Annotated in this window: 25 protein-coding genes; 8 read left to right on the top strand and 17 right to left on the bottom strand. The window is 64.8% G+C overall.

The window, feature by feature from the left end; genetic code table 11:
• Positions 1–33 precede the first annotated feature (33 nt).
• Positions 34–2,907, top strand: coding sequence for a sensor domain-containing phosphodiesterase (locus tag ACUCV0_RS17400; protein ID WP_482213249.1), 2,874 nt, complete (start codon positions 34–36; stop codon positions 2,905–2,907).
• Here ACUCV0_RS17400 and rbsD read toward each other — a convergent pair.
• Genes rbsD through ACUCV0_RS17370 form a run of 6 tightly spaced genes read right to left on the bottom strand, consistent with a single transcriptional unit; the run spans position 2,904 to position 8,724 of the window.
• A complete protein-coding gene (rbsD, locus tag ACUCV0_RS17395) occupies positions 2,904–3,308 on the bottom strand; it encodes a D-ribose pyranase (RefSeq protein ID WP_482213248.1) in 405 nt (134 codons plus the stop codon). The two genes, ACUCV0_RS17400 and rbsD, sit on opposite strands and share 4 nt — an antisense overlap.
• Positions 3,305–4,213, bottom strand: a complete 909-nt coding sequence (gene rbsK, locus ACUCV0_RS17390) for a ribokinase (RefSeq protein WP_313649676.1) — start codon at positions 4,211–4,213, stop codon at positions 3,305–3,307. The genes rbsD and rbsK overlap by 4 nt, the downstream gene beginning before the upstream one ends.
• A complete protein-coding gene (locus tag ACUCV0_RS17385) occupies positions 4,203–5,222 on the bottom strand; it encodes a LacI family DNA-binding transcriptional regulator (protein WP_271654936.1) in 1,020 nt (339 codons plus the stop codon). The genes rbsK and ACUCV0_RS17385 overlap by 11 nt, the downstream gene beginning before the upstream one ends.
• Positions 5,222–6,199: an ABC transporter permease gene (locus ACUCV0_RS17380; protein ID WP_059314964.1), complete on the bottom strand. Its 978-nt coding sequence runs from the start codon at positions 6,197–6,199 to the stop codon at positions 5,222–5,224. Before ACUCV0_RS17380 ends, ACUCV0_RS17385 begins: the two co-directional genes overlap by 1 nt.
• Positions 6,196–7,752 (bottom strand): ATP-binding cassette domain-containing protein, encoded by a 1,557-nt coding sequence (locus ACUCV0_RS17375; RefSeq protein WP_313649678.1) that lies wholly within the window; start codon positions 7,750–7,752, stop codon positions 6,196–6,198. The genes ACUCV0_RS17380 and ACUCV0_RS17375 overlap by 4 nt, the downstream gene beginning before the upstream one ends.
• A 15-nt stretch (positions 7,753–7,767) precedes the next feature.
• Complete coding sequence (locus ACUCV0_RS17370) at positions 7,768–8,724, bottom strand: sugar ABC transporter substrate-binding protein (protein WP_059314962.1); 957 nt, start codon at positions 8,722–8,724, stop codon at positions 7,768–7,770.
• A 207-nt stretch (positions 8,725–8,931) separates the two neighbouring features.
• Between ACUCV0_RS17370 and ACUCV0_RS17365 the strand changes: the two genes are divergently transcribed.
• On the top strand, positions 8,932–9,480 hold the full coding sequence (locus tag ACUCV0_RS17365) for an adenine phosphoribosyltransferase (protein ID WP_059314961.1): 549 nt from the start codon (positions 8,932–8,934) through the stop codon (positions 9,478–9,480).
• Between the two features lie 403 nt (positions 9,481–9,883).
• Here the strand turns inward: ACUCV0_RS17365 and ACUCV0_RS17360 are convergent, their stop codons facing one another.
• The 5 genes from ACUCV0_RS17360 to pnuC form a co-directional block, all read right to left on the bottom strand.
• Positions 9,884–10,189: a putative quinol monooxygenase gene (locus ACUCV0_RS17360; RefSeq protein ID WP_059314960.1), complete on the bottom strand. Its 306-nt coding sequence runs from the start codon at positions 10,187–10,189 to the stop codon at positions 9,884–9,886.
• A 64-nt stretch (positions 10,190–10,253) separates the two neighbouring features.
• Positions 10,254–10,802 carry a GTP cyclohydrolase I FolE gene (folE, locus tag ACUCV0_RS17355; RefSeq protein WP_059314959.1) on the bottom strand — a complete coding sequence of 183 codons (549 nt, stop codon included), beginning with the start codon at positions 10,800–10,802 and terminating at the stop codon, positions 10,254–10,256.
• Positions 10,803–10,865: 63 nt separating this feature from the next.
• A complete protein-coding gene (locus ACUCV0_RS17350) occupies positions 10,866–11,420 on the bottom strand; it encodes a Smr/MutS family protein (RefSeq protein ID WP_059314958.1) in 555 nt (184 codons plus the stop codon).
• A gap of 37 nt (positions 11,421–11,457) precedes the next feature.
• Positions 11,458–11,985 carry an AAA family ATPase gene (locus ACUCV0_RS17345; protein ID WP_313649679.1) on the bottom strand — a complete coding sequence of 176 codons (528 nt, stop codon included), beginning with the start codon at positions 11,983–11,985 and terminating at the stop codon, positions 11,458–11,460.
• Complete coding sequence (gene pnuC, locus ACUCV0_RS17340) at positions 11,982–12,545, bottom strand: nicotinamide riboside transporter PnuC (RefSeq protein ID WP_482213281.1); 564 nt, start codon at positions 12,543–12,545, stop codon at positions 11,982–11,984. The genes ACUCV0_RS17345 and pnuC overlap by 4 nt, the downstream gene beginning before the upstream one ends.
• Positions 12,546–12,811: 266 nt before the next feature.
• On the opposite strand from pnuC, the gene ACUCV0_RS17335 reads away from it, so the two are divergent.
• The 3 genes from ACUCV0_RS17335 (at position 12,812) to ACUCV0_RS17325 (ending at position 16,016) form a co-directional block, all read left to right on the top strand.
• Entirely contained in the window at positions 12,812–13,648 is an 837-nt protein-coding gene (locus tag ACUCV0_RS17335; RefSeq protein WP_482213247.1) for an undecaprenyl-diphosphate phosphatase, read from the top strand.
• Complete coding sequence (locus ACUCV0_RS17330; protein WP_482213246.1) at positions 13,645–14,145, top strand: DUF1294 domain-containing protein; 501 nt, start codon at positions 13,645–13,647, stop codon at positions 14,143–14,145. The genes ACUCV0_RS17335 and ACUCV0_RS17330 overlap by 4 nt, the downstream gene beginning before the upstream one ends.
• Positions 14,146–14,219: 74 nt before the next feature.
• Positions 14,220–16,016, top strand: coding sequence for a gamma-glutamyltransferase family protein (locus tag ACUCV0_RS17325; RefSeq protein WP_482213245.1), 1,797 nt, complete (start codon positions 14,220–14,222; stop codon positions 16,014–16,016).
• A 132-nt stretch (positions 16,017–16,148) separates the two neighbouring features.
• On the opposite strand, the gene mqo is transcribed toward ACUCV0_RS17325, so the two are convergent.
• Together mqo and ACUCV0_RS17315 are read right to left on the bottom strand one after the other, a co-directional pair.
• Positions 16,149–17,645, bottom strand: a complete 1,497-nt coding sequence (gene mqo, locus ACUCV0_RS17320) for a malate dehydrogenase (quinone) (protein ID WP_313648585.1) — start codon at positions 17,643–17,645, stop codon at positions 16,149–16,151.
• 455 nt (positions 17,646–18,100) lie between these two features.
• Positions 18,101–19,690, bottom strand: a complete 1,590-nt coding sequence (locus ACUCV0_RS17315; RefSeq protein ID WP_059314953.1) for an ABC-F family ATPase — start codon at positions 19,688–19,690, stop codon at positions 18,101–18,103.
• A gap of 361 nt (positions 19,691–20,051) precedes the next feature.
• Between ACUCV0_RS17315 and ACUCV0_RS17310 the strand changes: the two genes are divergently transcribed.
• Positions 20,052–20,234: a hypothetical protein gene (locus ACUCV0_RS17310; protein WP_313648586.1), complete on the top strand. Its 183-nt coding sequence runs from the start codon at positions 20,052–20,054 to the stop codon at positions 20,232–20,234.
• Between the two features lie 706 nt (positions 20,235–20,940).
• Here ACUCV0_RS17310 and ACUCV0_RS17305 read toward each other — a convergent pair.
• Positions 20,941–21,174 carry a hypothetical protein gene (locus ACUCV0_RS17305; protein WP_313648587.1) on the bottom strand — a complete coding sequence of 78 codons (234 nt, stop codon included), beginning with the start codon at positions 21,172–21,174 and terminating at the stop codon, positions 20,941–20,943.
• Positions 21,175–21,331: 157 nt separating this feature from the next.
• Between ACUCV0_RS17305 and ACUCV0_RS17300 the strand changes: the two genes are divergently transcribed.
• Entirely contained in the window at positions 21,332–21,592 is a 261-nt protein-coding gene (locus ACUCV0_RS17300) for a hypothetical protein (protein ID WP_271654925.1), read from the top strand.
• A 318-nt stretch (positions 21,593–21,910) separates the two neighbouring features.
• Here ACUCV0_RS17300 and ACUCV0_RS17295 read toward each other — a convergent pair whose 3' ends face one another.
• Entirely contained in the window at positions 21,911–22,309 is a 399-nt protein-coding gene (locus ACUCV0_RS17295; RefSeq protein WP_059314948.1) for a response regulator, read from the bottom strand.
• A 227-nt stretch (positions 22,310–22,536) separates the two neighbouring features.
• Here ACUCV0_RS17295 and ACUCV0_RS17290 point away from each other — a divergent pair, with 227 nt between their 5' ends.
• Positions 22,537–22,731: a hypothetical protein gene (locus ACUCV0_RS17290; protein WP_059314947.1), complete on the top strand. Its 195-nt coding sequence runs from the start codon at positions 22,537–22,539 to the stop codon at positions 22,729–22,731.
• A 62-nt stretch (positions 22,732–22,793) separates the two neighbouring features.
• Here the strand turns inward: ACUCV0_RS17290 and ACUCV0_RS17285 are convergent, their stop codons facing one another.
• Positions 22,794–24,002, bottom strand: a complete 1,209-nt coding sequence (locus ACUCV0_RS17285; protein WP_059314946.1) for an MFS transporter — start codon at positions 24,000–24,002, stop codon at positions 22,794–22,796.
• The gene (locus tag ACUCV0_RS17280; protein WP_313648590.1) at positions 23,999–25,207 is read right to left on the bottom strand and encodes an MFS transporter; all 1,209 of its coding nucleotides are present in this window, start codon (positions 25,205–25,207) and stop codon (positions 23,999–24,001) included. The genes ACUCV0_RS17285 and ACUCV0_RS17280 overlap by 4 nt, the downstream gene beginning before the upstream one ends.
• Between the last annotated feature and the right edge of the window lie 3 nt (positions 25,208–25,210).

Below are 25,210 nucleotides of genomic sequence, written 5' to 3'. Positions count from 1 at the left end.
CAGGATTCGAAAAGTGCAAGGGAAGGAGTCAGCATGAAGGTGCCTGAGAAGCAGCAGCTGGACGCGCGCTTACCGGGGCTGCAACGTTCGCCAGAAGGAAGCTGGCCGGATCCGAATGCGCCTGGATTGGAGGTAGAGGAGATCATCGCGCAGCTGCGCATGGCGACAGCGGATGCCGACTGGGCCTGGTATCAGCGGCGGGGTAACTGGTCGCGCATGGCCATGGGCAGCGGCGCCAGCGACTGGCCGCAGGTCCTCGATGACGATGAGCTGACTCAGCGTCGCGCCGAGATAGGGGCCAGCTGCCATCCGACGGGAGGCGGGCCGACGCCCCTGGGCTGGCTCCTTGCGCGCCCTGACGGTCATACCGATTTCGCCGCCCTGGCCCTCAGGTTCGGCTTCGTCCTGCAACGGCTACAACTGCAGCGCGCCCAGGCCGTTCAGCAGGTGCTCTATGATATTACCTACCTGGCCAGTTCGACGGTGGATCGTCAGCTGTTCATGCGGCGCACCCATGAATTGCTGGTGACGCTGATCGACGCCGAGAACTTCTGCCTGGCGCTACAGGATGTCGACTCGGAGCAGATCCACTATCCCTATTATTTCGACCAGCGCGATGAAAGCCCGCCAGAGCCAGGCTCCTTCGAGCTCATGGACCGGACGCGCCCCTCCCTGACGGCCTATGTGCTCATGCACGGGGTGCCCCTGCTGCTGCCCAAGGAGGCCATCGAAGCCGCTCAGGTACAGGGTCCCTATTATTGCCAGGGATCGGTCCCCGAATTCTGGATGGGCATCCCGCTCAAGGATGGCACCGATCGCACCTTTGGCGTGCTCAGCCTGCAGGTCTATGACCGTGAGCGGCGCTACGGCAGCGAGGACCAGGCGCTGTTCCAGGTGATCGCGCGCGACGTGGCCATGGCCTTGGATCGCATCCTTCGGCGCGAGGATATGGAGGCCACGGTAGGGCAGCGCACCCAGGAACTGTCCGAGGTCAATGCCCGGCTGCGCGAACAGATCGCCGAACGCGAGCGCGCCGAGCAACTGCAGGCCGCCCTGTTTCGCATCGCCGAGCTCTCCAGCGCCAGCACGGACATGCCCGAGTTGCTAGGCGGTCTGCACCAGGTGGTCAGTGAACTGCTCTATGCCCACAACTTCTACATCGCGCTCTACGACGACGCGTCGGGTGAGGTGAGCTTTCCCTATTTCGCCGACGAGCGCCGCGCCACGGCGCCGGTCGCCCGGCGTGGCAGCCGGGGTTACACGGAATACACCATCCGCCAGCGGCGGCCCTGTCTCATCGATCGGCAGAAGGCTCGCTTGCTGGTCGCCCAGGGGGAAATCACCCCGGTGCCGGGTACCGTCGAGGCCTGGTCCTGGCTGGGCATCCCGCTCTACGATGGCAAGCACGTTCGTGGGGTGCTGGCGGTACAGAGTTATCGCGAAGACGTCTACTACAGCCGACGCGATCAGGAGTTGTTGACGTTCGTGTCGCGCCATATCGACACCGCGCTGTCACGGCGCAGCGCCGCCGAGGCGATTCAGCAGTCCCGCCATGCCCTGGAAGTGCGGGTGCAGGAACGGACCCGGGCGCTGGACGAGGCCAACGCCCGGCTGCTGTACGAGAACAATCATGACGCCCTGACGCGGCTGCCCAATCGCAGCTTCTTCCAGCAGCGCCTGAGCCTGCACTGGTCGGCCCTGGAGCGCGAGGGGACGGGCCTGGCGGTGATGTTTCTCGATCTGGATCGCTTCAAGAGGATCAACGATCAGTTCGGCCACCCCTTTGGCGATCTCCTGTTGATCGCAGCCGGCGAGCGCCTGTCCAGCTGCCTGAGGGACACCGACCTGCTGGCGCGGCTGGGCGGCGACGAGTTCGCCATTCTGGTGCCTGGCGGCGGTCTGGAACCGCCAGTGGCCATCGCCCAGCGCATCATCGAGGCCTTCGACCGTCCCCTGGTGTTCGACGACCACAGTCTGTTCGCCTCCTGCAGCATCGGCATCGTGGTTGCCGATCCTGCGCTGCATCGGCAGCCGGACGACCTGCTGCGCGATGCCGACACGGCCATGTACCGGGTGAAGCAGGGTGGGCGCGACAACTTCGCGGTGTTCAACCAGGAACTGCGCCAGGTGGTGTCCGACCAGGTGGTACGTGAGGGTGCACTGCGCAAGGCGCTGAAGAACGGCAACGAGCTGGAGCCGTTCTTCCAGCCCATCGTCGAGGTGGGGACCGGGCGGGTCGCGGCGCTGGAAGCCCTGATCCGCTGGCGTCAGCCTGACGGCAGCGTACTGGCCCCCGCGGCTTTCCTGACCGAGCTGGAGGGGCTGCGCCTGATCGGGCGCCTGGATACCTACATGCTGACGCGGATCGCCGCCATCCTGGCCGAGCCCGCCCAGGCCCACTGGCCGGTGGTGCACGTCAATTGCTCCAGCTACAGCATCGTGCGGCCGGAATTCGCCGACGAGGTGCTGGGCATCCTGGCGGCGCATGGCGTGGCACCTTCGCGCATCTGCCTGGAATTGACCGAGGGCGCCCTGGTGGCCGAGCCTGAGCGGGCCAAGGCCACCATGGAGGCCCTCGACCGCCAGGGCGTCTCGGTGGTGCTGGATGATTTCGGCGCGGGTTTTTCGTCGCTGGGCTACGTCCACGAATATCGCTTTCGTGGCCTCAAGATCGACAAGTCCTTTGTCTTGCGCCTGGCGGAAAGCAATCGCAGTGTCGCCATCGTTCGCGCCATCGTGCGCATGGCCGAGTCCCTGGGGCTGGATGTGGTCGCCGAGGGTGTCGAGGACGCCCAGGCGCTGCAATTGCTCAAGGACATGGGCGCGCGCCATGCCCAGGGCTATCACTTCGCCCGGCCCCTGGAGCTGCTGGCAACCCGGCGTCTGTTGCTGCCCGCGGCAGGCTAGAAGGCCACGCCGGCGACCAGGATCAGGTTGGTATAGGGCTGGCATTCACCGGTGCGGATCTGGACCCGCGCCTGGCGACACAGGGTCTTCATCTCCCCATGGGAGACCAGGTGCCGAGTACCCAGGGCGCCCTCCGTGGTCAGGCGCTCCAGTTCAGCCAGCGCGGGCGGTTGGGCGGCGAGGGACTCCTCGGCGAGCAGATGGCTTTCCACCTGCATCTCGCTGAGCAGGGCGCGCAGGACGCTGAGGAAGTCTGGCACGCCAGGCGTGACGGCCAGGTCCACCAGCGGCGTACCGGGCGGCACGGGCATGCCAGCGTCACCGATGACCACCAGATCACCATGACCGAGACTGGCGACGGCCTGGGACAGGGCGATATTGAGCAAAGGCGTCTTTTTCACCGGGCGAGCTCCTGGCGAGTGGGGATGGAGGGCTGGGCGCCAGGACGGGTAACGGCGATGGCCGCTGCCTGCTGGCCCAGGGCGATGGCCTCATCGACACTCAGGCCTTCGGCGAGACCTGCCGCGAAGCCACCGAGAAAGGTGTCGCCGGCGGCGGTGGTGTCCACCGCCTTGACCGGAGTGGCCGGGTGGTGACGGCAGCTGTCGGCGCTGACCTGCAGCAGGCCCTGGCCGCCCAGGGTCAGCAGCACCTGGCGGGCGCCGGCGGCGACCAGCTGGCGTGCAGCCGCTTCCGCCTGCTGCAGATCGTCCACCGGCAGGCCGGTGAGCAGGCTGGCCTCGCTTTCGTTGGGCACCAGATAGTCGATATGGGCGTACCAGTCGGCTGGTAGCGGCCCCGTGGCAGGTGCTGGATTGAGGATCACCGTCTTGCCCAGGGCATGAGCGCGGGCCAGGGCGTCGCCTACGGTGGCCAGCGGAACCTCCAGCTGGGCGATCACCAGCTTGGCCTGGTCGAGCAGCGTCGCCTGTTCTTCCAGGTGCGCGGCGGACAGCTCGCCGTTGCCGCCAGCGACGATGACAATGGCGTTCTGGCCCTGGTCGTCCACCAGAATCGAGGCGATGCCTGTAGGCACCTCGGCGGCCACCGACACGCCGCGGCAATCGATGCCTTCCTGGACCAGGCTGCGGGTGAGGAAGTCTCCATAGGGATCGGCGCCGACGCAGCCGATCATGGCGACCCGGGCGCCCAGGCGCGCAGCCGCGACCGCCTGGTTGGCGCCCTTGCCGCCAGGCGCCGTGGTGAAGTCATGGCCGGCGAGGGTCTCGCCGCCCTTGGGCAGGCGCGGGGCGCGCACCACCAGATCCATGTTGAGGCTGCCGATGACGACGACGTCAGGGTGCATGGGAGGTCTCCAGAGCAGGGGGCGCCGCGGTGGATTCGCGCAGCACCAGCCGGGGTACGGCGATGTCGTGGGTGGAAGGGCTGCCGACCGCCTCGCGTCGCGCCAGCAGCAACTGGGCCGCGCGCTCGCCGAGGTCGCGGATCGACTGGCCGATGGTGGTCAGGGCAGGGTAGAGATAGCGGCTGAGTTCGATGTCATCGAAGCCTACTACCGAGAGCTGGCCGGGTACGCTGAGCCCGTGTTCGGCGGCCGCGCGCAGCACGCCCAGGGCGATGGTGTCGTTGCCGGCGAAGATCGCGGTCGGACGCTCTTGCTGGGCCAGCAGCTCGCGCGCCGCGGCATGACCGGCGGCGGCGGTGAAGGGGCAGCGCCGGATGGTACCTGCTGGCACGCCCGCGTCCGCCAGGGCCTGCTGGTAGCCGGTAATACGCTCGCTGGCGACCGGAGAGTCGCCAGGGCCGCCAATGCAGGCGATGCGGCGGTGGCCGAGTTCCAGCAGATGGCGGGTGGCGAGCAGCCCGCCCTGGTGGTGATCGACGCGAATGTGTGCGGCCTGGACGCCTTCCAGTGGCCGGTCGGCCAGGACCAAGGGGATGCGCAGGCCGGCCAGGGCCCTGGCGAAGCGCGGATCGCCGTCAACGGTGGCGACCACCAGACCGTCGATCCGTCGCTCCTTGAGTACTCGTAGATAGCGCAGCTGCTTGTCCGCATCGTCATCGGAATTGCAGAGGATGACGCTGTAGCCCTGGCGCTCGCAGTGATCTTCGATACCGCGTGCCAGTTCGGCGAAATAGGGGTTCACCGCATTGGGCACCAGCACGCCAAAGGTGCCGGTGGCGCGGCTGCGCAGGGAGCGGGCCACGCCGCTGGGCACGTAGCCCAACTCGGCGATGGCCGCCTCGACCTTTTCCCGCACGCCCGGACTGACCGGGCGGCTATTGTTCACCACATGGGAGACCGTGGTGTAGGAGATGCCGGCGCGCGCGGCGACATCCTTGATGGTCGCCATCAGCCCTGTCTCTTGGCGCGCTGGCTACGGTAGGTGTCGAGGATCACCGCGACGACGATGACCGCGCCGGTGATGATGCGCTTGGTCGGTTCGCTGGCGCCGATCTGGGCCAGGCCCGCGGCCAGCACCGAGATGATCAGCACGCCGAAGAAGGTGCTGATCACCGAGCCACGGCCGCCCATGAGGCTGGTCCCGCCGATCACCACGGCGGCGATCACCTGCAGTTCCAGGCCGACGCCGGCATTGGGGTCGGCGGCTTCCAGGCGCGATATCTGGAACAGCGCGGCCAGGCCCGCCAGCAGGCCCATCAGGGCGAAGACGATGATCTTGTAGGGCTTGGGGTTGATCCCCGCGAGGCGGACCGCTTCCTCGTTGGTGCCGATGGCGATCAGGTAGCGGCCGAGCACCGAACGGGTCAGCAGCAGCTGCGCGACCACGATCACCAGCAGCGCGATGACGAAGGACGGCGAGATGCCGAAGGCGACGGGCGTCGACAGCCAGGCATAGGCATCGCCGATGTAGGCGGTGCGCGAATCGGTCAGCTGGTAGGCCACACCACGCGCCATCTCCAGTACGCCCAGGGAGACGATGAAGGACGGGATGCGCCAGGCGACGGTCACGCTGCCAGTGAGGGTGCCGGTCAGGGCCGCGCAGAGCATGCCCAGGGCGGCAGCCGGCAGGATGCCCCAGCCCCACTCCAGGGTGGCGACGCTGACCACGGCGGCGGCCAGGGCCACCACCGAGCCCACCGACAGGTCGATGCCGCCGATGATCAGGATGAAGGTCATCCCGGTGGCCAGCACCATGAGATCGGGGATCTGGTTGGCCAGGGTGGTGAAGGTCGCGTAGGACAGGAAGTGACTGCTCAACAGGGAGAACAGCACGATCATCGCCAGCAGCGCGGCGGCCAGGCCTACGTAGGTGCCGAGGCCCAGGCCGAAGGCACGGCGGGAGGAGGTGACGGGAAGACTGCTCATCGAATGGCTTCCTGAGAAAGAGGTTGCGGCGGGACAGGTTCTTCCAGCATGGCTTCGCGCGAGCGATAGCCGGCGAAGGCGGCGGCCAGCAGCCGCTCCTGATCCCAGTCATGGCGTTCGAAGGTGGCTTCCAGGCGCCCGGCGGAGATCACGCCGATGCGATCGCAGATCAGCATCAGCTCGCGCAGGTCACTGGAGACCACCACCAGGGCCTTGCCCTGGCGAGTGAGTTCGGCCAGCAGGCCATAGATCTCGAATTTGGCACCGACGTCGATGCCGCGCGTGGGTTCGTCGAACAGCAGCACCTGGCAGTCGCGTTCGAGCCAACGCCCGATCACCACCTTCTGCTGGTTGCCGCCGGAGAGCTCGCCCACCGGCTGGGTGCCATCGTTGCAGCGGATGCGCAGGCTCTTGATATGGCGCTCGGCCAGGGCTGCCTCGCGGGCGCCGCTGACCACGCCCTGCCGGGCGACCTTGGCCATATTGCCGAGAGCGATATTGGCGCTGATCGGCTGGCTGAGAAGCAGCCCTTCGCCCTTGCGATCCTCGGTGATGAGGGCGATGCCCTGACGCACCACCTTGGCCGGCGAGCCCAGGTCGACCGGCTTGCCAGCCAGGCGCACCGCGCCGGAGTCGGCACGGTCGGCACCAAAGATCAGGCGCAGCAATTCGGTGCGACCGGCGCCGATGAGGCCGGAGATACCGTAGATCTCGCCCGCGCGGACGCTGAAGGAGACGTCGCGCACCTTGTCCGCGCGATTCAGGCCCTGGACTTCCAGCAGCGGTGGCCCGAAGCGGCGCTCGCCCATGTCCAGGTGTTCGCCAAGATCGCGACCCACCATGAGGCTGACGATCTCGTCGATGCCGTAGTGCGCCATGGGCGCATCGGCCACCAGGCGGCCGTCGCGCAGCACCACCAGTTGCTGGGCGATACGCTTGAGTTCTTCCAGGCGATGGGAGATGTAGACCAGCGCCACGCCTCGGGCGCGCAGGCGCTCGATCTGCTCGAACAGCAGCTCCACCTCGCGGGAGGTGAGCATGGCGGTGGGCTCGTCGAGGATCAGCACCCGGCAATCGCCGATCAGGTTGCGGGCGATTTCCACCATCTGCTGGTGACCCACACCGAGCTCGGCGATGGGGGTATCGGGATCGATGGACTCCAGACCGACCTGGGCCATGGCCAGCCGCGCCTGTTCGCGCAGCTGGCGCCGGTCGATCCAGCCCAAACGGCGGGGCAGGCGGTCGAGGAAGAGATTTTCCGCCACGGTGAGGGTGGGCAGCAGATTGAGCTCCTGCATGACCATCCGCACACCCTGGGCTTCCGCCTCGCGGCGGCTACCCGGTGCATAGGGGCGGCCGAGGAAGCTCAGCTCACCGGTGGTGGGCTGCACCAGGCCACAGAGGATCTTGGACAGGGTGCTCTTGCCGGCGCCGTTTTCCCCGGTGAGCGCCAGCACCTGGCCGGCGCGCAATTCCAGGTCCACGCCGCCGAGTACCGGCTGGGCATAGGTCTTGCCGATGCCGCGGGCGCTGAGGATGACCTCGGACGACATGGGGTTCTCCTCGGATCAGGGCTGGGTGACGAGTTCGACCGGCGTCTCGATCACCCCGTCCTTGGCACCGGTGGGCTCGCCCTTGACCAGCTTGAGCGCGGCTTCGATACCGAACACGGCCTGTTTGGCGGCGTACTGGTCGGCGGTGGCGAGGATGCGGCCGTCCTTGAGCATCGGCTTGATGGCCTTGATGTTGTCGTAGCCGACCACCTGCACCTGGCCTTTCTTGCCAGCGGCGCGCACGGCGGAAACGGCACCCAGCGCCATGCTGTCGTTGCCCGCCAGCAGGGCCTTCAGGTCCGGGTATTCGTTGAGCATGGCCGCGGCGACAGCGTTGCCCTTGTCGATCTCCCAGTTGCCGGACTGCACGCCGACGATCTTCATGCCGGCCGCTTCCATGGCGTCCTTGAAGCCCGCGGTGCGCTGCTGGGCGTTGGTGGTGGTGGAGACGCCCTCGATGATGCCGACCTGGTCACCCTGCTTGAGCTGCTTGGCCAGGTATTCGCCCACCAGGCGTGCGCCCTTGCGGTTGTCGGGGCCGACGAAGGGAATGTCCAGGGCCTTGGACTTGAGCACCTCGGGATCCAGGCGGTTGTCGATGTTGACCACCTTGATACCGGCGTCGCTGGCTTTCTTCAGCACCGGAACCAGGGCCTTGGAGTCGGCCGGCGCGATGACCAGGGCATCGACCTTGGAGACGATCATCTGCTCGACGATGCGGATCTGGCTGGAGGTATCGGTCTCGTCCTTGATCCCGTTGGAGATCAGGTCGAAGTCCGCGGAATGCGCTTTCTGGTAGGTCTTGGCGCCGTCTTCCATGGTCAGGAAGAATTCGTTGGCGAGGGACTTCATGACCAGCGCGACCTTGGGCTTTTCGGCGGCCGTGGCATGACTGGCGGTGAGCGGCAGGATCAGCGAAGCGGAGGTGAGAGCGATAGCCGCCAGCAGGCGGGCAGGGCGAAAGGCCAGCATAGGGGATCTCCGAATTCTTATGGTTCTTGTGGTCGCGCAAACGTTTGCGCGGGAAGGAGGATGTCCGCTTCGTTGGTAGCTGTCAACGGAAGTCACTACATGAATCGATTCAGCTTCCAGGGACGGCTGGTTGGCCCTGGCTGGGCAGGCCCCGGTATACTGTGCAATCGTGTTCAACCAGGCGCCCGACGCCCGAGAGTCTCTGCCATGTCCTTTTCCGAATCCGCCCTGAAATCCCTCATCCGTGCCGTGCCCGATTTTCCCAAGCCGGGGGTGATCTTTCGGGACATCACGCCGTTGTTCCAGTCGCCCGAAGGCCTGCGTGCCGTCATGGAGGCACTGCTGGAACGCTATCGCTCGGCGTCCTTCAGCCATGTCGGGGCGCTGGATGCGCGCGGATTCCTCATCGGCCCGATCCTGGCCTATGAACTGGGCAAACCACTGGTGCTGTTTCGCAAGCAGGGCAAACTGCCGGCGGAGCTGCTGACCGAGGTCTACAGCACCGAATACGGCGACTCGGTGATCGAGGTGCACAAGGACAGCGTCGGCGCCGGTGATTCGGTGCTCCTGGTGGACGACCTCATCGCCACTGGCGGCACCCTGGTCGCCGCTGGCAACCTGATCAAGCGCCTGGGCGCCGAGGTCCATGAAGCCGCCGCCATCGTCGACCTGCCTGAGCTGGGTGGCTCCAAGCGCCTGGAAGCGGCAGGCATTCCCACTTTCGCCCTGACGAGCTTTGCGCTGTCCGAGTATTGAGTTGCAGTTGATCGCGACTATCGCGGTCCGCACTGCTGTGCCTTTGCTCTCGTTTATCGCGGCCATGGGCCGCTCCTACAGGTACACCGAACAAATGTAGGAGCGGCCCATGGCCGCGATTGCGTCCAGCCCGTAGCGTGGAAAACCGCGTAGCGTTTTCCACCTGATGCCGATGCCCGTTCGTGGACAAGGCTGCGCCGTTGTCCACCCTACGACGGTGGTACCTTTTCGGGACCGGCCGCGTCTGCAGATCGCAATGGCCGTAAAAGGTCAATCAAGTCGTAGGTTGGGCTGAGCCCAGCAAAGCCCAACAGCTCCTGCCTTGGCGCCGGCCCCGTTGGGCTTCGACGATAAAGCCGTCTCAGCCCAACCTACGCTTTATCGCAAGCCTGGCAGCCTCTCGTCAAAGCTCAGCCGTAGGCTTTTTGGGCTCCAGCGGATACAGATCCACCTCGTCCGCCAGCTTGGGCAACTCGTCCAGAAAGGCGAGGGTATGCGGCTGGTTGAAGTGATCGTCCTGGGCGGCGACCGAGGCCCAGCGGGCCTGGATCACCCAGAGATCGCGGTCTTCACCGCCCTGGAATACCCGGTAGTCCAGGCATCCCGCATCCGTCACGGCCAGGGTGGCCAGATCCAGCAGATGGGCGCCCAGCGCCAGAGAGCGTTCGGGCTGCGCCCTGAGCAGGGTAAGGCTATGGACGTCCGGCATGGTGTGGGAGTCTCCTGAAGGATCGAGGTTTCGACCCTTCAGGATAGCGGACGTCGCAGCGGTCTCAGCGATTGATCAGGCCGAGGAATTCCGCGCGGGTGGCATCGTTGGCGCGGAACTGGCCGAGCATCACCGAGGTGACCATGGACGAGTTCTGCTTTTCCACGCCGCGCATCATCATGCACATGTGTTGTGCCTCGATCACCACGGCGACACCTGCCGCGCCGGTGACCTGCTCGATGGCCTCGGCGATCTGCCGGGTCATGTTTTCCTGGATCTGCAGGCGGCGGGCGAACATGTCGACCACTCGTGCGACCTTGGACAGGCCCAGTACCTTGCCCTTGGGCATGTAGGCGACATGGGCCTTGCCGATGAAGGGCAGCATGTGGTGCTCGCACAGGGAATACAGCTCGATGTTCTTCACCAGCACCATCTCGCTGTTGTCCGAGGTGAAGAGGGCGTCGCCCACCACTTCTTCCAGCGTCTGGTTGTAGCCGCGGCAGAGATACTGCATGGCCTTGGCCGCCCGCTTGGGCGTGTCCACCAGCCCCTCCCGGCTGATGTCTTCGCCGAGTCCGGTCAGGATCGAGGAGTAGTGCTGTTCGAGAGACATTTGGGTTCCTGTTTGTCGATAAGGAAGAGAGCGCTCGGATGAGACGTCACCCGAGTCACAGGATCACTCGTCGCGACCTTCTAGCATGGTGCGCTTGAGCAAGACATAAAGCGAGCCGGTCCCGCCATGGCGCGGCAGGCAGGACGTGAAACCCAACACCTGGGGGTGCTGGCGCAGCCAGGTGTTGACGTGACTCTTGATCAGCGGCCGGCGGCCATCCGTGCGCGCGGCCTTGCCGTGGGTGACCCGCACGCAACGGATTTCCAGGCGGGTCGCCTCGGCGAGAAAGTCCCAGAGGGTTTCGCGCGCCTTCTCCACGGTCATGCCGTGCAGGTCCAGGCTACCTTCGAAGGGGATCTGCCCCCCCTTGAGGCGGCGCAACTGGCTGTCCTGCAGTCCGTCACGGCCCCAGTAGAGTTCGTCCTCGGCGCCCACGTCGATGACGAAGGCATCGCTCAGGCCGTCGACCCGGATCGCGGTCGTGGTTCTGGTCGCATCGGCGCGGCGCTGGGCGACCTGGCCGAGGTCGGCGCGTGGCTTGCCGGTGTCGGCGCGATCCTGCTTGAGCGGACGGATCCCGCGGGTGAAGTCAGCGAAAGAGGCATCGTCGTCGTGCATGGCGTTCTCCGGTACAGGGCGTCATTCTACCGGCGGGTCAGGACTCGTGCAGCAATCGGCTCACCGCGGCCAGCGCGGCCTGTTGCCGCTCGGCCCAATCGCCGGAGATTTCCAGGACCGGCTGGCGATGCGCCCGCAGCCAGTCCCGGCAGTGGGCGAAGAATGCCAGGCGCTCGGCGAGATCCGGCTGGCAGCGCTGCCCATCGTCCTGCCAGGCCACATCGCGGGGATCGAGCAGCAGGTGCAGGTCGTAGCGGCGGGCCAGCAGCGCGGGTTCCAGCCAGGCAGGCGCGTCGCCGAACAGCAGGCGACTCCACAGCAGGTTGCTGAGCAGATGGGTGTCGAGCAGCAGCAGGGCCGGCGCGGCGGCCCGCGCCTGGTCTTCGCGGCGCAATTGCTCCCGGGCGATGACCTCCACGTCCGCCAGGGTGGTGTCGGTGCCGTGCCGCTCGCAGTATTCCCGGACGTACTCGTCGACCCGGACACCGCCGAATCGCTTGGCGAGGACCGTCGTCAGCCAGGATTTGCCACTCGACTCGGGGCCGGTCAGCACCACCACCTTCATCGAGGGCTCGCCAGGGCGCGGCGCCAGTCGAGCCAGCCGTAGGCGGCCAGGGCGACAAAGACCGCATAGAGAAGCGCGGTGGGATAGAGGCCCTTGTAATAGAAGAGGCCCACATAGATGACGTCCAGCACGAACCACAGCACCCAGCACTGCAGCCGCTTCTGCGCCATCCAGAATTGGGCGACCAGGCTGAAGCCGGTGAGCGCCGCGTCCAGCCAGGGCAGGGCGGCGTCGGTGTGGGTGCCCATGAGATAGCCGAGCGCAAGGCTACCCAGCGCACCCGCCAGGAGGCCGGCCAGCAACGGCTTGGCGGTGAGCGAGCTGACCACCCGACCCTGATGTTGCTGGCCGCCACGCAGCCACTGCCACCAGCCGTAGAGCTGCAGCACCGCATAGACGCACTGCAGCAGCATGTCGGAATAGAGCTTCACGTCTAGGAAGATCCAGGCGTAGAGCACCACCATCACCAACCCGATGGGCCAGGCCCAGATGTTCTGGCGCACCGTTAGCCAGACGGCGATCACCCCGAGAACGGCGGCCAGCAGCTCCACGGGCGACATGCCCAGCAGGGTGGTGAGCGACTCCAGAAACGACATGCTTCACATCCGGAAAGATTGAATTTGTCATTGTACGGCACCTAATGGCCGTCTATCGGTCTCTTCAACCGGTCTCGCTCTGGTAAGGTGCCGGGCGGCCGCTACAGCATGAGCTGTCCTGGGTACCGCGAAGGGCCACGCCCTGCGGAGCGTCACGGTTCGAACCCCGTTGCCGCCGGCGTCTTCGGACCCGGCTACCTGCAAATGTTTCACTTGGATGGAGTAATACCATGGACCTATGGAGTGCCTTGCAGGCGCTGATTTTGGGGATCGTCGAGGGCATCACCGAATTCCTGCCGGTTTCCAGTACCGGCCACCAGATCGTGGTGGCTGACCTGATCGGCTTTCGCGGCGATACCGTCATCGCCTTCAACATCGTGATTCAGCTGGCGGCCATCCTGGCCGTGGTCTGGGAGTACCGCTTCAAGGTCTTCGAGATCGTCACCGACCTGCCGCGCAAATCCTATGCGCAGCGGTTCACCGGCAACCTGGTCGTGGCCTTCCTGCCGGCGGCGGTGCTGGGTGTGATCCTGGGCGACCTGATCCACGAGTACCTGTTCAACCCCATCACCGTGGCCTTCGCCCTGGTGATCGGCGGCGTGATCATGATCTGGGCGGAAAAGCGCAAGCACCGCATCCGCGTGGAAGAAGTGGACGACATGCGCTGGCACGACGCCCTCAAGGTCGGCTTCGCCCAGTGCCTGGCGATGATTCCAGGCACCTCCCGTTCCGGCTCGACCATCATCGGCGGCCTGTTGTTCGGCCTGTCCCGCAAAGCGGCCACCGAGTTCTCCTTTTTTCTGGCCATGCCCACCATGGTCGGCGCGACGGTCTACTCGGTATACAAGTACCGCCACATGTTCGTCCCTAGCGACGCCATGATCTTCGCAGTTGGTTTCGTCACCTCCTTCATCTTCGCCATGCTGGCGGTGAAGGCGCTGCTGAAGTTCATCGGCAATCACAGCTACGTGGTCTTCGGCTGGTACCGCATTGTCTTTGGACTGCTGATCCTGGCCACCTGGCAGTTCGGCTGGATCGACTGGCATGCGGCCAAGGCGGCCGGGTGAAACCCGAAAAGGAACAGCAGAGCCGGCGCAAGCCGGCTCGTGCATCTGCGCAGTCCGCTACGCCCAAGACCGCCAAGCGGGCGTCCGCACCGACGCCCTATCAACAGCGCGCGGCCATCGCCCGTCAGGACATGCTGGCGCTGCTGCAGATCACAGTCTTCATCCTGCCCCTGGTCGGCATGCTGTCCCTGGCCTTTGGTCGCGGCGTGCTCTGGCCACTGCCGCTATACCTGATCGCCAGCATCGTTACCTACCTGCTCTACAAGCATGACAAGCAACGCGCACGCGACAAGGGCTGGCGGGTGCCGGAGCGGGTCCTGCACCTGGGCGAGCTACTCGGCGGCTGGCCGGGCGCCCTGATCGCCCAGCAGCGGTTTCGCCACAAGACGGTCAAGCTGAGTTTTCGCCTGGTGTTCTTCGCCATCGTCGCCCTGCATCAGTTGCTGTGGCTGGATGTGCTCTGCGGCGGCTTTCTGCACCGTCACCTGCCGCTCTGAGGTCAGGCAAGCGGCACCGATGCAGGTGATGGGCTAGGCTTGCGGGCGAATGCCGCCCGTTGCCCAGGAGCCCCATGTTGCGAACCCCTCGAACGATCCTCACGCCACTGTTCTTGTCCCTGATCCTGGCCGCCTGTAGCCAGAGTCGCGAAATCCCCTTGCCCACGGCTCCCGAGGCCGGTTCTGGTTACCGGGCCGGACTGACGGCCAGTGAAGCCACCCGGCAGATGGCGGCAGCGGCCAATCCCCTCGCCGCCGAGGCGGGGCGCGAGATCCTGCGCCGAGGTGGTTCGGCCATCGATGCCGCCATCGCCATGCAGGCGGTTCTGACCCTGGTCGAGCCCCAGTCCTCGGGTATCGGCGGCGGTGCTTTCCTGCTCTATTGGGACGGTCACCGGGTCCAGGCCTACGACGGTCGCGAGACGGCGCCCGCAGGTGCCACGGAAAATCTCTTCCTGCACGCGGATGGCAGCCCCATGGCCTTCGAAGAGGCCCGCATCGGTGGTCGTTCGGTGGGCGTACCGGGGGTATTGCGCGCCCTGGAGCTCGCCCATCGCGACCATGGCAAGCTGGCTTGGCAAAGCCTGTTCGAGCCGGCCATTCGCCTGGCGCGGGAAGGCTTTCCACTGTCGCCACGGTTGCACAACCAGCTCCTCCACGATCCCTTCCTTAGGCAATCGCCCGGCATGGCTGCGCTCTATCTGGATGCCCAAGGCCAGGTGAAGCCGGTGGGAACCCGCCTGCGTAACCCCGAGCTGGCCGATACCCTGGCGCTGATCGCCAAGGAGGGTGCGGCCGCGCTCTATCGCGGCGACCTGGCCAAAGCCATCGCCACAGCGGTACAGGGGAGTCCCAATCCCGGTAGCCTGAGCCTCAAGGACCTTGCCGGTTATCGCGCCAAGGTCCGCACGCCGCTGTGCACCGACTACCAACGCTGGCGCGTCTGCGGCATGCCGCCGCCGGCCGGTGGTATCACCGTGGCCCAGACGCTCGGCATTCTCCAGGCGCTGAAGGCGCGCGACCCGGCCTGGGCCCTGGCTCCCTTGCGCCCGGTGCCAACCGCGCTGCCGGCGGCGCAGGAGCCCAGACCAGAAGCCGTGCACCTGATCAGTGAGGCCGAACGCCTGGCCTATGCCGATCGCGCCCAATACGTGGCGGACCCGGATCTGGTGTCGGTCAACGTCAGCGGCCTGCTCGATTCAGGGTATCTGGCCAGTCGCGCTCAGCAGGTAGGCGAGCGCAGCCTGGGCAAGGCCGCCCCGGGTACGCCGCCGGGGCCGACCCTGGCCTGGGCGCCGGATCGTTCACCGCTGCGCATCTCCACCTCCCAGGTGGTCGCTGCGGATGCCTGGGGTGGCGCGCTGTCCATGACGACCACGGTAGAGAGTTACTTCGGCTCCCACCTGATGGTGAAGGGCTTCATGCTCAACAACCAGTTGACGGACTTTTCCTTCGTGCCCCGCGAGAAGGGTTTGCCAGTGGCCAATCGGGTCGAACCGGGCAAGCGCCCGCGCTCGACCATGTCGCCCACCCTGGTGTTTGATCGCCAGAGCGGCGACCTGGTAGCGGCTCTGGGGTCGCCGGGTGGCTCGCAGATCGCCGGCTATGTGGTGAAGACACTGGTTGGTCTGCTGGACTGGCAGCTGGATCCCCAATCGGCGGCGGGCCTGCCGAATTTCGGCAGCCGTAACGGCCCCACCGAGCTGGAGCGCGGCGAGACCACGCCGGCCTTGCGCCAGGCGCTGGAGCAGCGTGGGCATCAGGTGCGCGAAGACGAGATGACCAGTGGCATCCAGGTCATTCGCCGGGTGGGATCAGGATGGCAGGGTGGCGCCGATCCGCGGCGCGAGGGCGCGGCACTGGGGGATTAGGTCGCGGGTCGTCGGGGCAGGGGAGGATCCTCACCCAGTCCTCTCCCAGGGGGAGAGGAAGCCACTAGGGCGCTGGCGCAGGCCCGCGGGGAAAGGAGGCGCCGGACCGCTTCCGGTTCGGCACCTTGGGTATCACGCCGGCTGGTCGAGTTGCAGTACGCGGGTGGTGCGCTCCCGCACTTCCCGCAGCAGCTCCGGCTCTTCGGCCAGCTTGTGACCAAAGGAGGGGAACATGGTGCGCAGCTTGGTCTGCCACTCTTCGCTCTGGTAACGGCTCGGGAAACAGCGCTCGACCAGGGTCAGCATGATGGACACCGAGGTGGAAGCACCTGGAGAGGCGCCCAGCAGGGCGGCGATGGTACCGTCACCGGAAGCGACGATCTCGGTGCCGAACTGCAGGATGCCGCCTTTCTGCGGGTCCTTTTTGATGATCTGCACCCGCTGGCCGGCCACTTCCAGACGCCAGTCCTGCTTGCGCACGGCCGGGTAGAAGGCGCGCAGCTCTTCGACGCGCTGGTCGAAGGACTGCAGTACCTGGCCGACCAGGTAGCGGGTCAGCGGCATGTTGTCCCGCGCCACGGCGAGCATGGGGCCGATATTGCCCGACTTGATCGACTTGGGCAGGTCGAGGAAGGAACCGCGCTTGAGGAACTTGGTGGTGAAACCGGCGAAGGGTCCGAACAGCAACGACTTCTTGCCATCCACCACGCGGGTGTCCAGGTGCGGTACCGACATCGGCGGGGAGTTGACCCCGGCCAGGCCGTAGACCTTGGCCTGGTGCCGTTCGACGATGTGCGGATCGTCGCAGCGCAGCCATTGGCCGCTCACCGGGAATCCACCGTAGCCGGCGCCTTCGGGGATGCCGGACTTCTGCAGCAGCGGCAGGGCCGCGCCACCGGCGCCGAGGAAGACGAACTTGGCGATCAGCGTGCGGGTAGCACCGGAGCGACTGTCCTCGATGGTCAGGCGCCAACGCTGATCCGCTTCGCGGGTCAGGTCCACCACCTTCTGGTTGTAGCGGACCTGGGTGCCGGGGCGGGTCTGCAGGTGACCCAGCAGGCTCATGGTCAGGGCGCCGAAATTGACGTCGGTACCACCGGCCACATGGGTCGCCGCCACGGCTTCGGTAGCTGGCCGGCCTTCCATCACCAGGGGCATCCACTCGCGCAGCTTGGCGTGGTCCTCGGAATATTCCATGCCGTCGAAGCAGGCGTGGTCCTTGAGGGCCTCATAGCGCTTGCGCAGGAAGGCGATGTCCTTTGCGCCATGCACGAACGACATGTGTGGCACGGGGCTGATGAAGGCGCGCGGCGAACCGAAGTGGCCTTCCTCGACCAGGTAGGACCAGAACTGCCTGGAGGCCTCGAACATGCCGTTGATGCTGAGGGCCTTGGTGACGTCGATGCTGCCGTCCGCCTTTTCGGGCGTGTAGTTCAACTCGCAGAGGGCCGCATGGCCGGTTCCGGCGTTGTTCCAGGGGTTGGAACTCTCCGCCGCGCCTACGTCGAGCAGTTCGAGTACCTCGACGGTACTCGTGGGCTCCAGCTCCTTGAGCATGACCGCCAGGGTCGCACTCATGATTCCCGCGCCGACGAAAACGAAATCCGACTCTTCGTTACCACTGTGCATTCATCGTACTCCTGAGACAGTGTCTCGCTTTACACCTGAGGGAGATCGGGCGTCGGAGCCCGACCTCGAGTTGGGCAACCCCGAGCTGGCCGCAAAGGGCCGAGCAGGGGTGAGCAACCGGTAGGGCATGGCAGTCAGTTGCGACAGCGGCCGTCCGGCAATGTTCTGATTTATTGAGTTGGAGCCAAATGTCCTGGTGGATCGGCGGAGGCCGATGCCAGGCGGGGCGGCCAGGATGCGACAGGGAGCCCGTCGAGCGTGCCGGAAGGGGGCGCTACGTGTTACGAGACGTGGCAGGAGACCTCTGGTCTCCCGGCGCAAACGATAGGTATTGATCGCGGCGATCCTGGTCGAGTACCCGTTTCGGTGCGAAATGATACCTAGGGTAACTGCTTAGGGCACCATCTATTTTAACCGTGTAGTGGGCATCAAGACCCACTACACGGACCTCGCGCTTAGCCGTTGATGCCTTGGCTGCGCAGGTAATCGTCATAGCTGCCGCTGAAATCCACCACACCGCTCTCGCTCATGTCGAGGATGCGGGTGGCCAGGGAGGACACGAATTCGCGGTCGTGGCTGACGAAGATCAGGGTGCCCGGATAGTTTTCCAGCGCCAGGTTCAGCGCCTCGATGGACTCCATGTCCAGGTGGTTGGTGGGCTCGTCCATCACCAGCACGTTGGGCTTCTTCAGGATCAGCTTGCCGAACAGCATGCGTCCCTGTTCACCACCAGAAATGACCTTGATCGACTTCTGGATGTCGTCGCTGGAGAACAGCATGCGGCCCAGGGTACCGCGTACCATTTGCTCGCCGCCCTGGGTCCATTGGGCCATCCACTCGAACAGCGTGGCATCGTCGGCGAAGTCCTCGGCGTGGTCCTGGGCGAAGTAGCCGACATCAGCGCTGTCGGTCCATTTCACTTCACCGCTCTGGGGAGCCATCTCGCCCACCAGGGTGCGCAGCAGGGTGGTCTTGCCGATGCCGTTGGGGCCGATGATGGCGACCCGCTCGCCGGCTTCGATCTGCAGGCCCAGGCGCTTGAACAGCGGGGTGCCGTCGAAGCCTTGAGTGACGTTCTCCAGGGTCACCGCCTGGCGGTGCAGCTTCTTGTTCTGCTCGAAGCGGATGAAGGGGCTGACGCGGCTGGACGGCTTGACCTCGTCCAGCTGGATCTTGTCGATCTGGCGCGCCCGGCTGGTGGCCTGCTTGGCCTTGGAGGCGTTGGCCGAGAAGCGACTGACGAACTGCTGCAGTTCGGCGATCTGGGCCTTCTTCTTGGCGTTGTCCGACAGCAGGCGCTCGCGGGCCTGGGTGGCGGCGGTCATGTACTCGTCGTAGTTGCCCGGGAACAGGCGCAGCTCACCGTAGTCCAGGTCGGCCATGTGGGTGCAGACGCTGTTCAGGAAGTGGCGGTCGTGGGAGATGATGATCATGGTGCTGTTGCGCGCGACCAGGATGCCTTCCAGCCAACGGATGGTGTTGATGTCCAGGTGGTTGGTAGGTTCGTCGAGCAGAAGCAGTTCCGGATCGGAGAACAGTGCCTGGGCCAGCAGTACCCGTAGCTTCCAACCGGGGGCGACGGCGCTCATGGGGCCAAAGTGCTGGTCCTGCGGGATGCCCAGGCCGAGCAGCAGCTCGCCCGCCCGCGCTTCGGCGGTGTAGCCATCGTATTCGGCGAACTGCACTTCCAGTTCGGCCACTGCCATGCCGTCGTCTTCGCTCATTTCCGGCAGGGAGTAGATGCGGTCGCGCTCGGCCTTGACCTTGGCCAACTCGGCGTGGCCCATGATCACGGTATCGATGACCGTGCAGTCTTCGTAGGCGAACTGATCCTGGCGCAGCTTGCCCAGGCGCACGTTGGGTTCGAGCATCACCTGGCCGCCGGTGGGCTCGAGATCACCCCCGAGAATCTTCATGAAGGTGGACTTGCCGCAGCCGTTGGCACCGATCAGGCCATAGCGATGGCCGTTGCCGAATTTGACGGACACGTTCTCGAACAGCGGCTTGGCGCCAAACTGCATGGTGATGTTAGCGGTGGAGATCAAGGGGGTACCTATCAGGGACTAAAGGCGTCGCGAGAGCTGACGGTATCTATTCGATACCGACGCCGAGCTTGGCTATCTCGCTCGGAGCTGAACCTGTGCCGATCCAGCGAGCGTAGGTGGAAAGAAAAAATCTGGAGGAGGGTTTCCCAGCTGTAGGGCGATGAGGCCGAAGCTCATGCCGGACATTGCGTTCATTGTCTCATAGGTCCGCCAGCGGTGATAAGGCCGCCGTGGGTACCGAAGCGCTGCTCCGACTCCCCTGGGTCGCGCGATTTTCGGACCGCTGGTGATGATGGCCAGTGAACGGCGATCACCCGCACGCTTATCATGCTGCACCGATGCAGCCATCCCAGGAGCAGATATGTCCGAGCAGACGAAGAGCCGTATAGATGCTGGAGCGCCGCGGGAGCAGTTGCCGCCCACGCTGGAGGAGACCCAGGCCCGCAATGCCGAGCTGCGGATGCAGAAGATGGCGAAGCAACACCAGCAGGCGCTGGCGGAACGGTCGCTCACCGCTGCCAGGAATGAAAAGCAGGTGCCTTGAGCCTCGGGACCATCGGTCATAGTGGCCACCGAACAGGTACCTCCTTGCGCGTCTCCAATACAGTGAGGCCACTATTGGCCTCACTGCGAGGTGACCCATGATCACAACGACCACTCATTGGCAAAGATTCAGTTCGCCACAGGCTCCCGGAATGATCGCAAGGTCGATGTTCGGGATCGACGTCCAGCTGGCTGGGGAGCAAGGTGGGCAGGCCACAGAGCCCGCTCCGGCTAAGCCACCGGAGCCTGCCGATACGGATGGCGCCGATCCTGACGAGCCCTCGACGCCGGTGCCTGGCGAAAGCGACGACCAGGAACCAGCGCCTCGGTAATCCCCCTGAGTCCCGACAGAGCCCAGCCGACGTGCTCGGCTCTGTCACGGACAGTGGTAGGTAAAGCGCCAATATGAAGAGCCTATCTGTTGAACGCTTTCAGCCGCGGGAGGAGTGCCCTTCTTTGGTTTAGGCTAGATGTCTCTTTTGTTTTGAATAAAAGGAGATTTTTTCTAAAACTTCAGAGCTCTTTGCTGAAGGTGATGCAATCGGCAATATTGGAAAGTAATGATAAGAGGGGATTCAGTTCTCTGATTGCCCTATTCGCCCTGTATTAAACGAAGCGGCTAAAAGAGTAAAGAATTCGAGTGGGAATTGATGGTGGGTGTAAAGCATGGCTTGAGTAACCACCTGTGGAGGGTAAGTGCCGCTTCGCTATTTGATAACTGGCTTGTCTTGTAGGTCGAGTAAAAAGCGAAACGCACTTTGAACGGTGGTCTGGCGGTCCTGTATCTCTGCGATGCACAGCGTCAGCATGTCCCTGAGCGCTTCTGAGTCAGCGGTTCCGTGGCATTCGTATATCTGTCGCAGTAGCTGGTTGATCGCATCCTGTTCCGCGGCGTATCGCTCCAGCAGCAGCAGGCCATGCTTTCGGTCCTGTTCGTTCATGCGACTTCCTCCGGTACGGGTTGATCGGTATCCGGCGATCGTTTTGCCACCGTTAGGAAAGAGTTTAAACCCGAAGTGTCGGATGGGTGGTCAACGACAGCGTTGCGAGATATATGTCAAAGGATGAGACGTATCGGTAGTTTCACTCGGGAGCCCCATGAACAGGTTAAAAGAAGCGTTGGAGATGCTGGATCCTCCGGTGAAGCATTTCATCGAATACCGGGGTGAAGACGTCTTGCTGACGCTTCTGGATCCCAAGGTGCCAGCAAAGGTATCGCGCCTCATTGCCAAACGCACGGTACTGAATAGTGAGGCACTCAATGTCATGGTGTTGTATGCCGTCAACGAACTTCGTCTGAAAGGCTCTCTTGTTCCTTTGCAAGCCGATACGGTGCTCATCGGCAGGAAGGCGCCTTAATTCGCATCAGAGGTTAAGTGAGTGATAAAGATGATGGTTGACCATTGCCACCTGGGATGGGCGCCCTTGGCCATCGCAGTGGGTAACTGCCGGCCGTAAGGGCCGCGTTCTTTCTCATCCGCGTCGGCCTCTGATAACCGTATTCGATGCACGAACGTCTGCCTGGCAGCAGCCGATGTCTGTGGGGTCACCTTGGCGATGCCATGCAGTAGGTGACTTGGTTATTTCCTAACCTGCGAGATCTGTCCTGCTGATACAGATGCCTTGAGCGTTCGGTTCCCCGTCAACGGGTCGGCGGACATCTCTGTCCATGGCGACCTAAGGCGCCGGTAGCGGAACGACCTTCCAAACGGCCTCGGTCAGCTGATCGAGGGTCCAGGGTTTATGCAGGAAGGGCACGCCGGGTGGCACGTCGTTTCTCAGGCCGGCATAGCCGGACATCAGCACGAAGGGCACGGCGGGCCAGCGCTCGGTAACGATCTTGGCCAGCTGGATGCCATCGATCACCCCAGGCATTCGTACGTTCGACACCACTACGTTCACCTGCTGCCAGTGCAGTTCCAGAAACTGCAGGGCGGCATCGGCGGTCCCGAAGGTTTCCACCTGGAAGCCTTCCTGCTTGAGCACCTCGCGCACCAGGGCTTGCAGCAGCAATTCGTCTTCTGAGACGACGGCGAGCAGATTGGCATCGTTGGCTGGACGGGTCGGCGTATCCATAGGCGGCGTTCCAGGAATGGAGGATATCTGGAGTCTAGTCAAGCGCCGGCTTTTTGCCTGGCCGATTGTGCCAAGGCAAATTCCTGATCGAGTCTGGCCTTGGGCGTTGCTCTGGCCAGGGCCTCGCCACGAGCGATGCCCTGGCGACGTGCGGTCACGGCTTCGCTGCAACCTCTGCGGCTGACCGCCTACTAATGCTCAAGACCTACCCCTCATAGGAGCTTGGCATGAACCTGTTGCTTTCTTCCGCACCCGACACGACGGTACCCCTGGCCTGGTGGCTGGGTGGTGACCAGGCGCCGCTCAACGACTCCGACATGGCCGACGAGGAGATCGATACCGAGATCCCCGATGAGGTGGCGGAGAACCTGACCGAGCCGGCCAAGCCGCCCGCGCCGATTCCGGATCCTGGTCCACTGTAGGAAAAGCAGCCAGGCGGGGGCGTCGCGCCGGACCACTAGGGCATCGCCCTCCCCAGGCTGGCCTAGGCGCCTGAGGCGGTGAGATTTTCCCTGAGCGCTCGTCGATAGAGCAGGGCGCTCAGACCCAGACCCGCCAGGGCCATCAAGCCAGCGAAGAGAAAGATGGCGCTGAAACCGAAGCCATTGGCAATCGCACCGGCCAGTGGCCCGGTAATCCCCAAGGCCAGATCCAGGCACAGAGAGTAGGCACCCAGGGCAGCGCTGCGATTGGTGGGCGGTACCTTGACGATGGCCTCGACTCCCAGGGCCGGATAGACCAGTGACAAGCCGAAGCCGGCCATGGCGGCGCCAACCAGGGCCATCTCGGGCGTGACCGCCAACCAGAGCAGCAGCAGCCCCAGGGTTTCGACCGTGAAGCAGGCCAGGGCAACGCGGAAGCCGCCGATCTTGTTGATAGCCCCGGCGAACAGTAGCCGGGCGCAGATGAAGGCGGCGCCAAAGGCGGTCAGGCAGAAGGCCGCGTTCGGCCAGCCATTGCTGGCGTAGTAGAGGGTGACGAAGGTGGCGATCGCGCCAAAGCCGATGGAGCTCAGCAGCAGGCAAAGACCGAAAGGACTGATGCGCCAGAATACCTTGTGGAAGGGTAGTCGATCGCCGGCGATAACCGGGGCCGGTTCCTTGTTCCAGGCCAGCGCCAGGCCCAGAGCACCCAGCAGGGCGATAGCGACACCCAGGCTCCAGAGCCCCAGGCTGGCCACCATGGCGACGCCCAAAGGCGCGCCTATAGCAAGGGCACCGTAGGCGGCGATGCCGTTCCAGGAGATCACCTTGCTTACGTGCTGCATGCCGACGCTGCCCATGCCCCAACTCAGGCAGCCAGTGCCAATCATGGCCTGGGACATGCCCAGAATCACCCGGCCGACGATCAGCAAGCCCAGGCTAAGCGCCGGCACGCTCTGCAACGAAGTCGCGAGCAAGGTAAGGACGCCGCAGGCGACGCAGCCGAACAATCCGTAAATGACCCCGCGCTTGGCGCCGATGCTATCGGCCAGCTTGCCGGCGAGCGGTCGAGTGAACAGCGTCGCCAGGTACTGGATACTGATCGCCAGCCCCGCGATCACCGAACCGTAGCCGAGATCGTCATGCACATAGCCCGGCAGGATCGCCAGTGGCAGACCAATGGCCAGGAACAGCAGAAAACTGAAGATGACGATGGAAACGATGCGTCGATTGATGGCGAGTGCGGTGACAGGCGGGGCGGTCGTGGTCATGGCTGTTCTCGAGAAGACTCGTCGAAACGGCGGAGGAGGCGGACGCTGAGGCCCAGGCCGGCAAGGGCGGACAGTGCGGCGCACAGGAAGCTGGCGGCATAGCCGAAGTGGGTGGCTACCGCGCCGATGAGCGGGCCGGTCACCGCCAGCGAAAGGTCGATGAACACCGAATAGCCTGCCAGGGCAGCGCCCCGGTTGGAGGCCGGGACCCGCTGCACCGCTTCCACGGCCAGCGCCGGGAACACCAGCGAGAAGCCGATCCCGGTGAGGGCGGCGCCGACCAGGGCAGTGGTCATGCTGGGCGCCAGCCACAGCGTGGCCAGGCCGATGGCTTCCACCGCCAGGCTGACGATGGCGACACGGAAGCCGCCATGCCGGTTGATGGCATTGGCGCATACCAGGCGCACGCCTATGAAAAAGCAGCCGAACACCGTGAGACACAGCGCCGCGCCGCTCCAGCCCTGGCTGGCGTAATACAGGGTGATGAAGGTGGCCAGGGTACCGAAACCGATTCCACCCAGCGCCAGGCCGAGCCCAAAGGGCAGGACCCGCCCGAGCACCGTGGTGAAGGGAAGGCGTTCACCGCGTACCGGAACGATGGGTGGGCGCGGCTTGGCGATGCGGTAGCCCAATACCGCCAGGGCTATGATGCTGGCGCCCATGACCCAGAGACCCAGCAGGTCGACTAGCACGACGCCAAGGGGCGCGCCGATGGCCAGGGCGCCATAGCTGGCGACGCCATTCCAGGAGATCACCTTGGCGGTATTGGACGGGCCGACGCGGCCGATTGCCCATGAAATGGCACCGGTACCCGAGAGACTTTCCGCACAGCCCAGTACCAGGCGCCCGAGCAGCAGGGCGCCGAGACTGATCCAGGGCCAGTCCTGCAGGAGGATCGACGCCAGCATCAGCAGTCCGCTGATGCCGCAACCGAGCATGCCGTAGAGCACCGACTGCTTGGCCCCTACCGTGTCGATAAGGCGGCCGGCGTGGGAGCGCGAGAGCAGGGTAGCCAGGTACTGACTGCTGATGACCAGACCCGCGATGATGGAGTTGAAGCCCAGATCCTCATGCACATAGCCCGGCAGCACGGCCAACGGAATACCGATGGTCAGGTAGGCGATGAAGGTGAAGAGCACCGTCCCGAGGGTGATGCGGGTGGCCAGCGCGGGTGAGGGTGCGGGTGGTAGGCTTGCGGTCGACATCGG

The sequence above is a fragment of the Pseudomonas sp. VMV1 genome (genome assembly GCF_056790235.1).
This window is presented reverse-complemented; position numbering and strand designations above follow the sequence as displayed.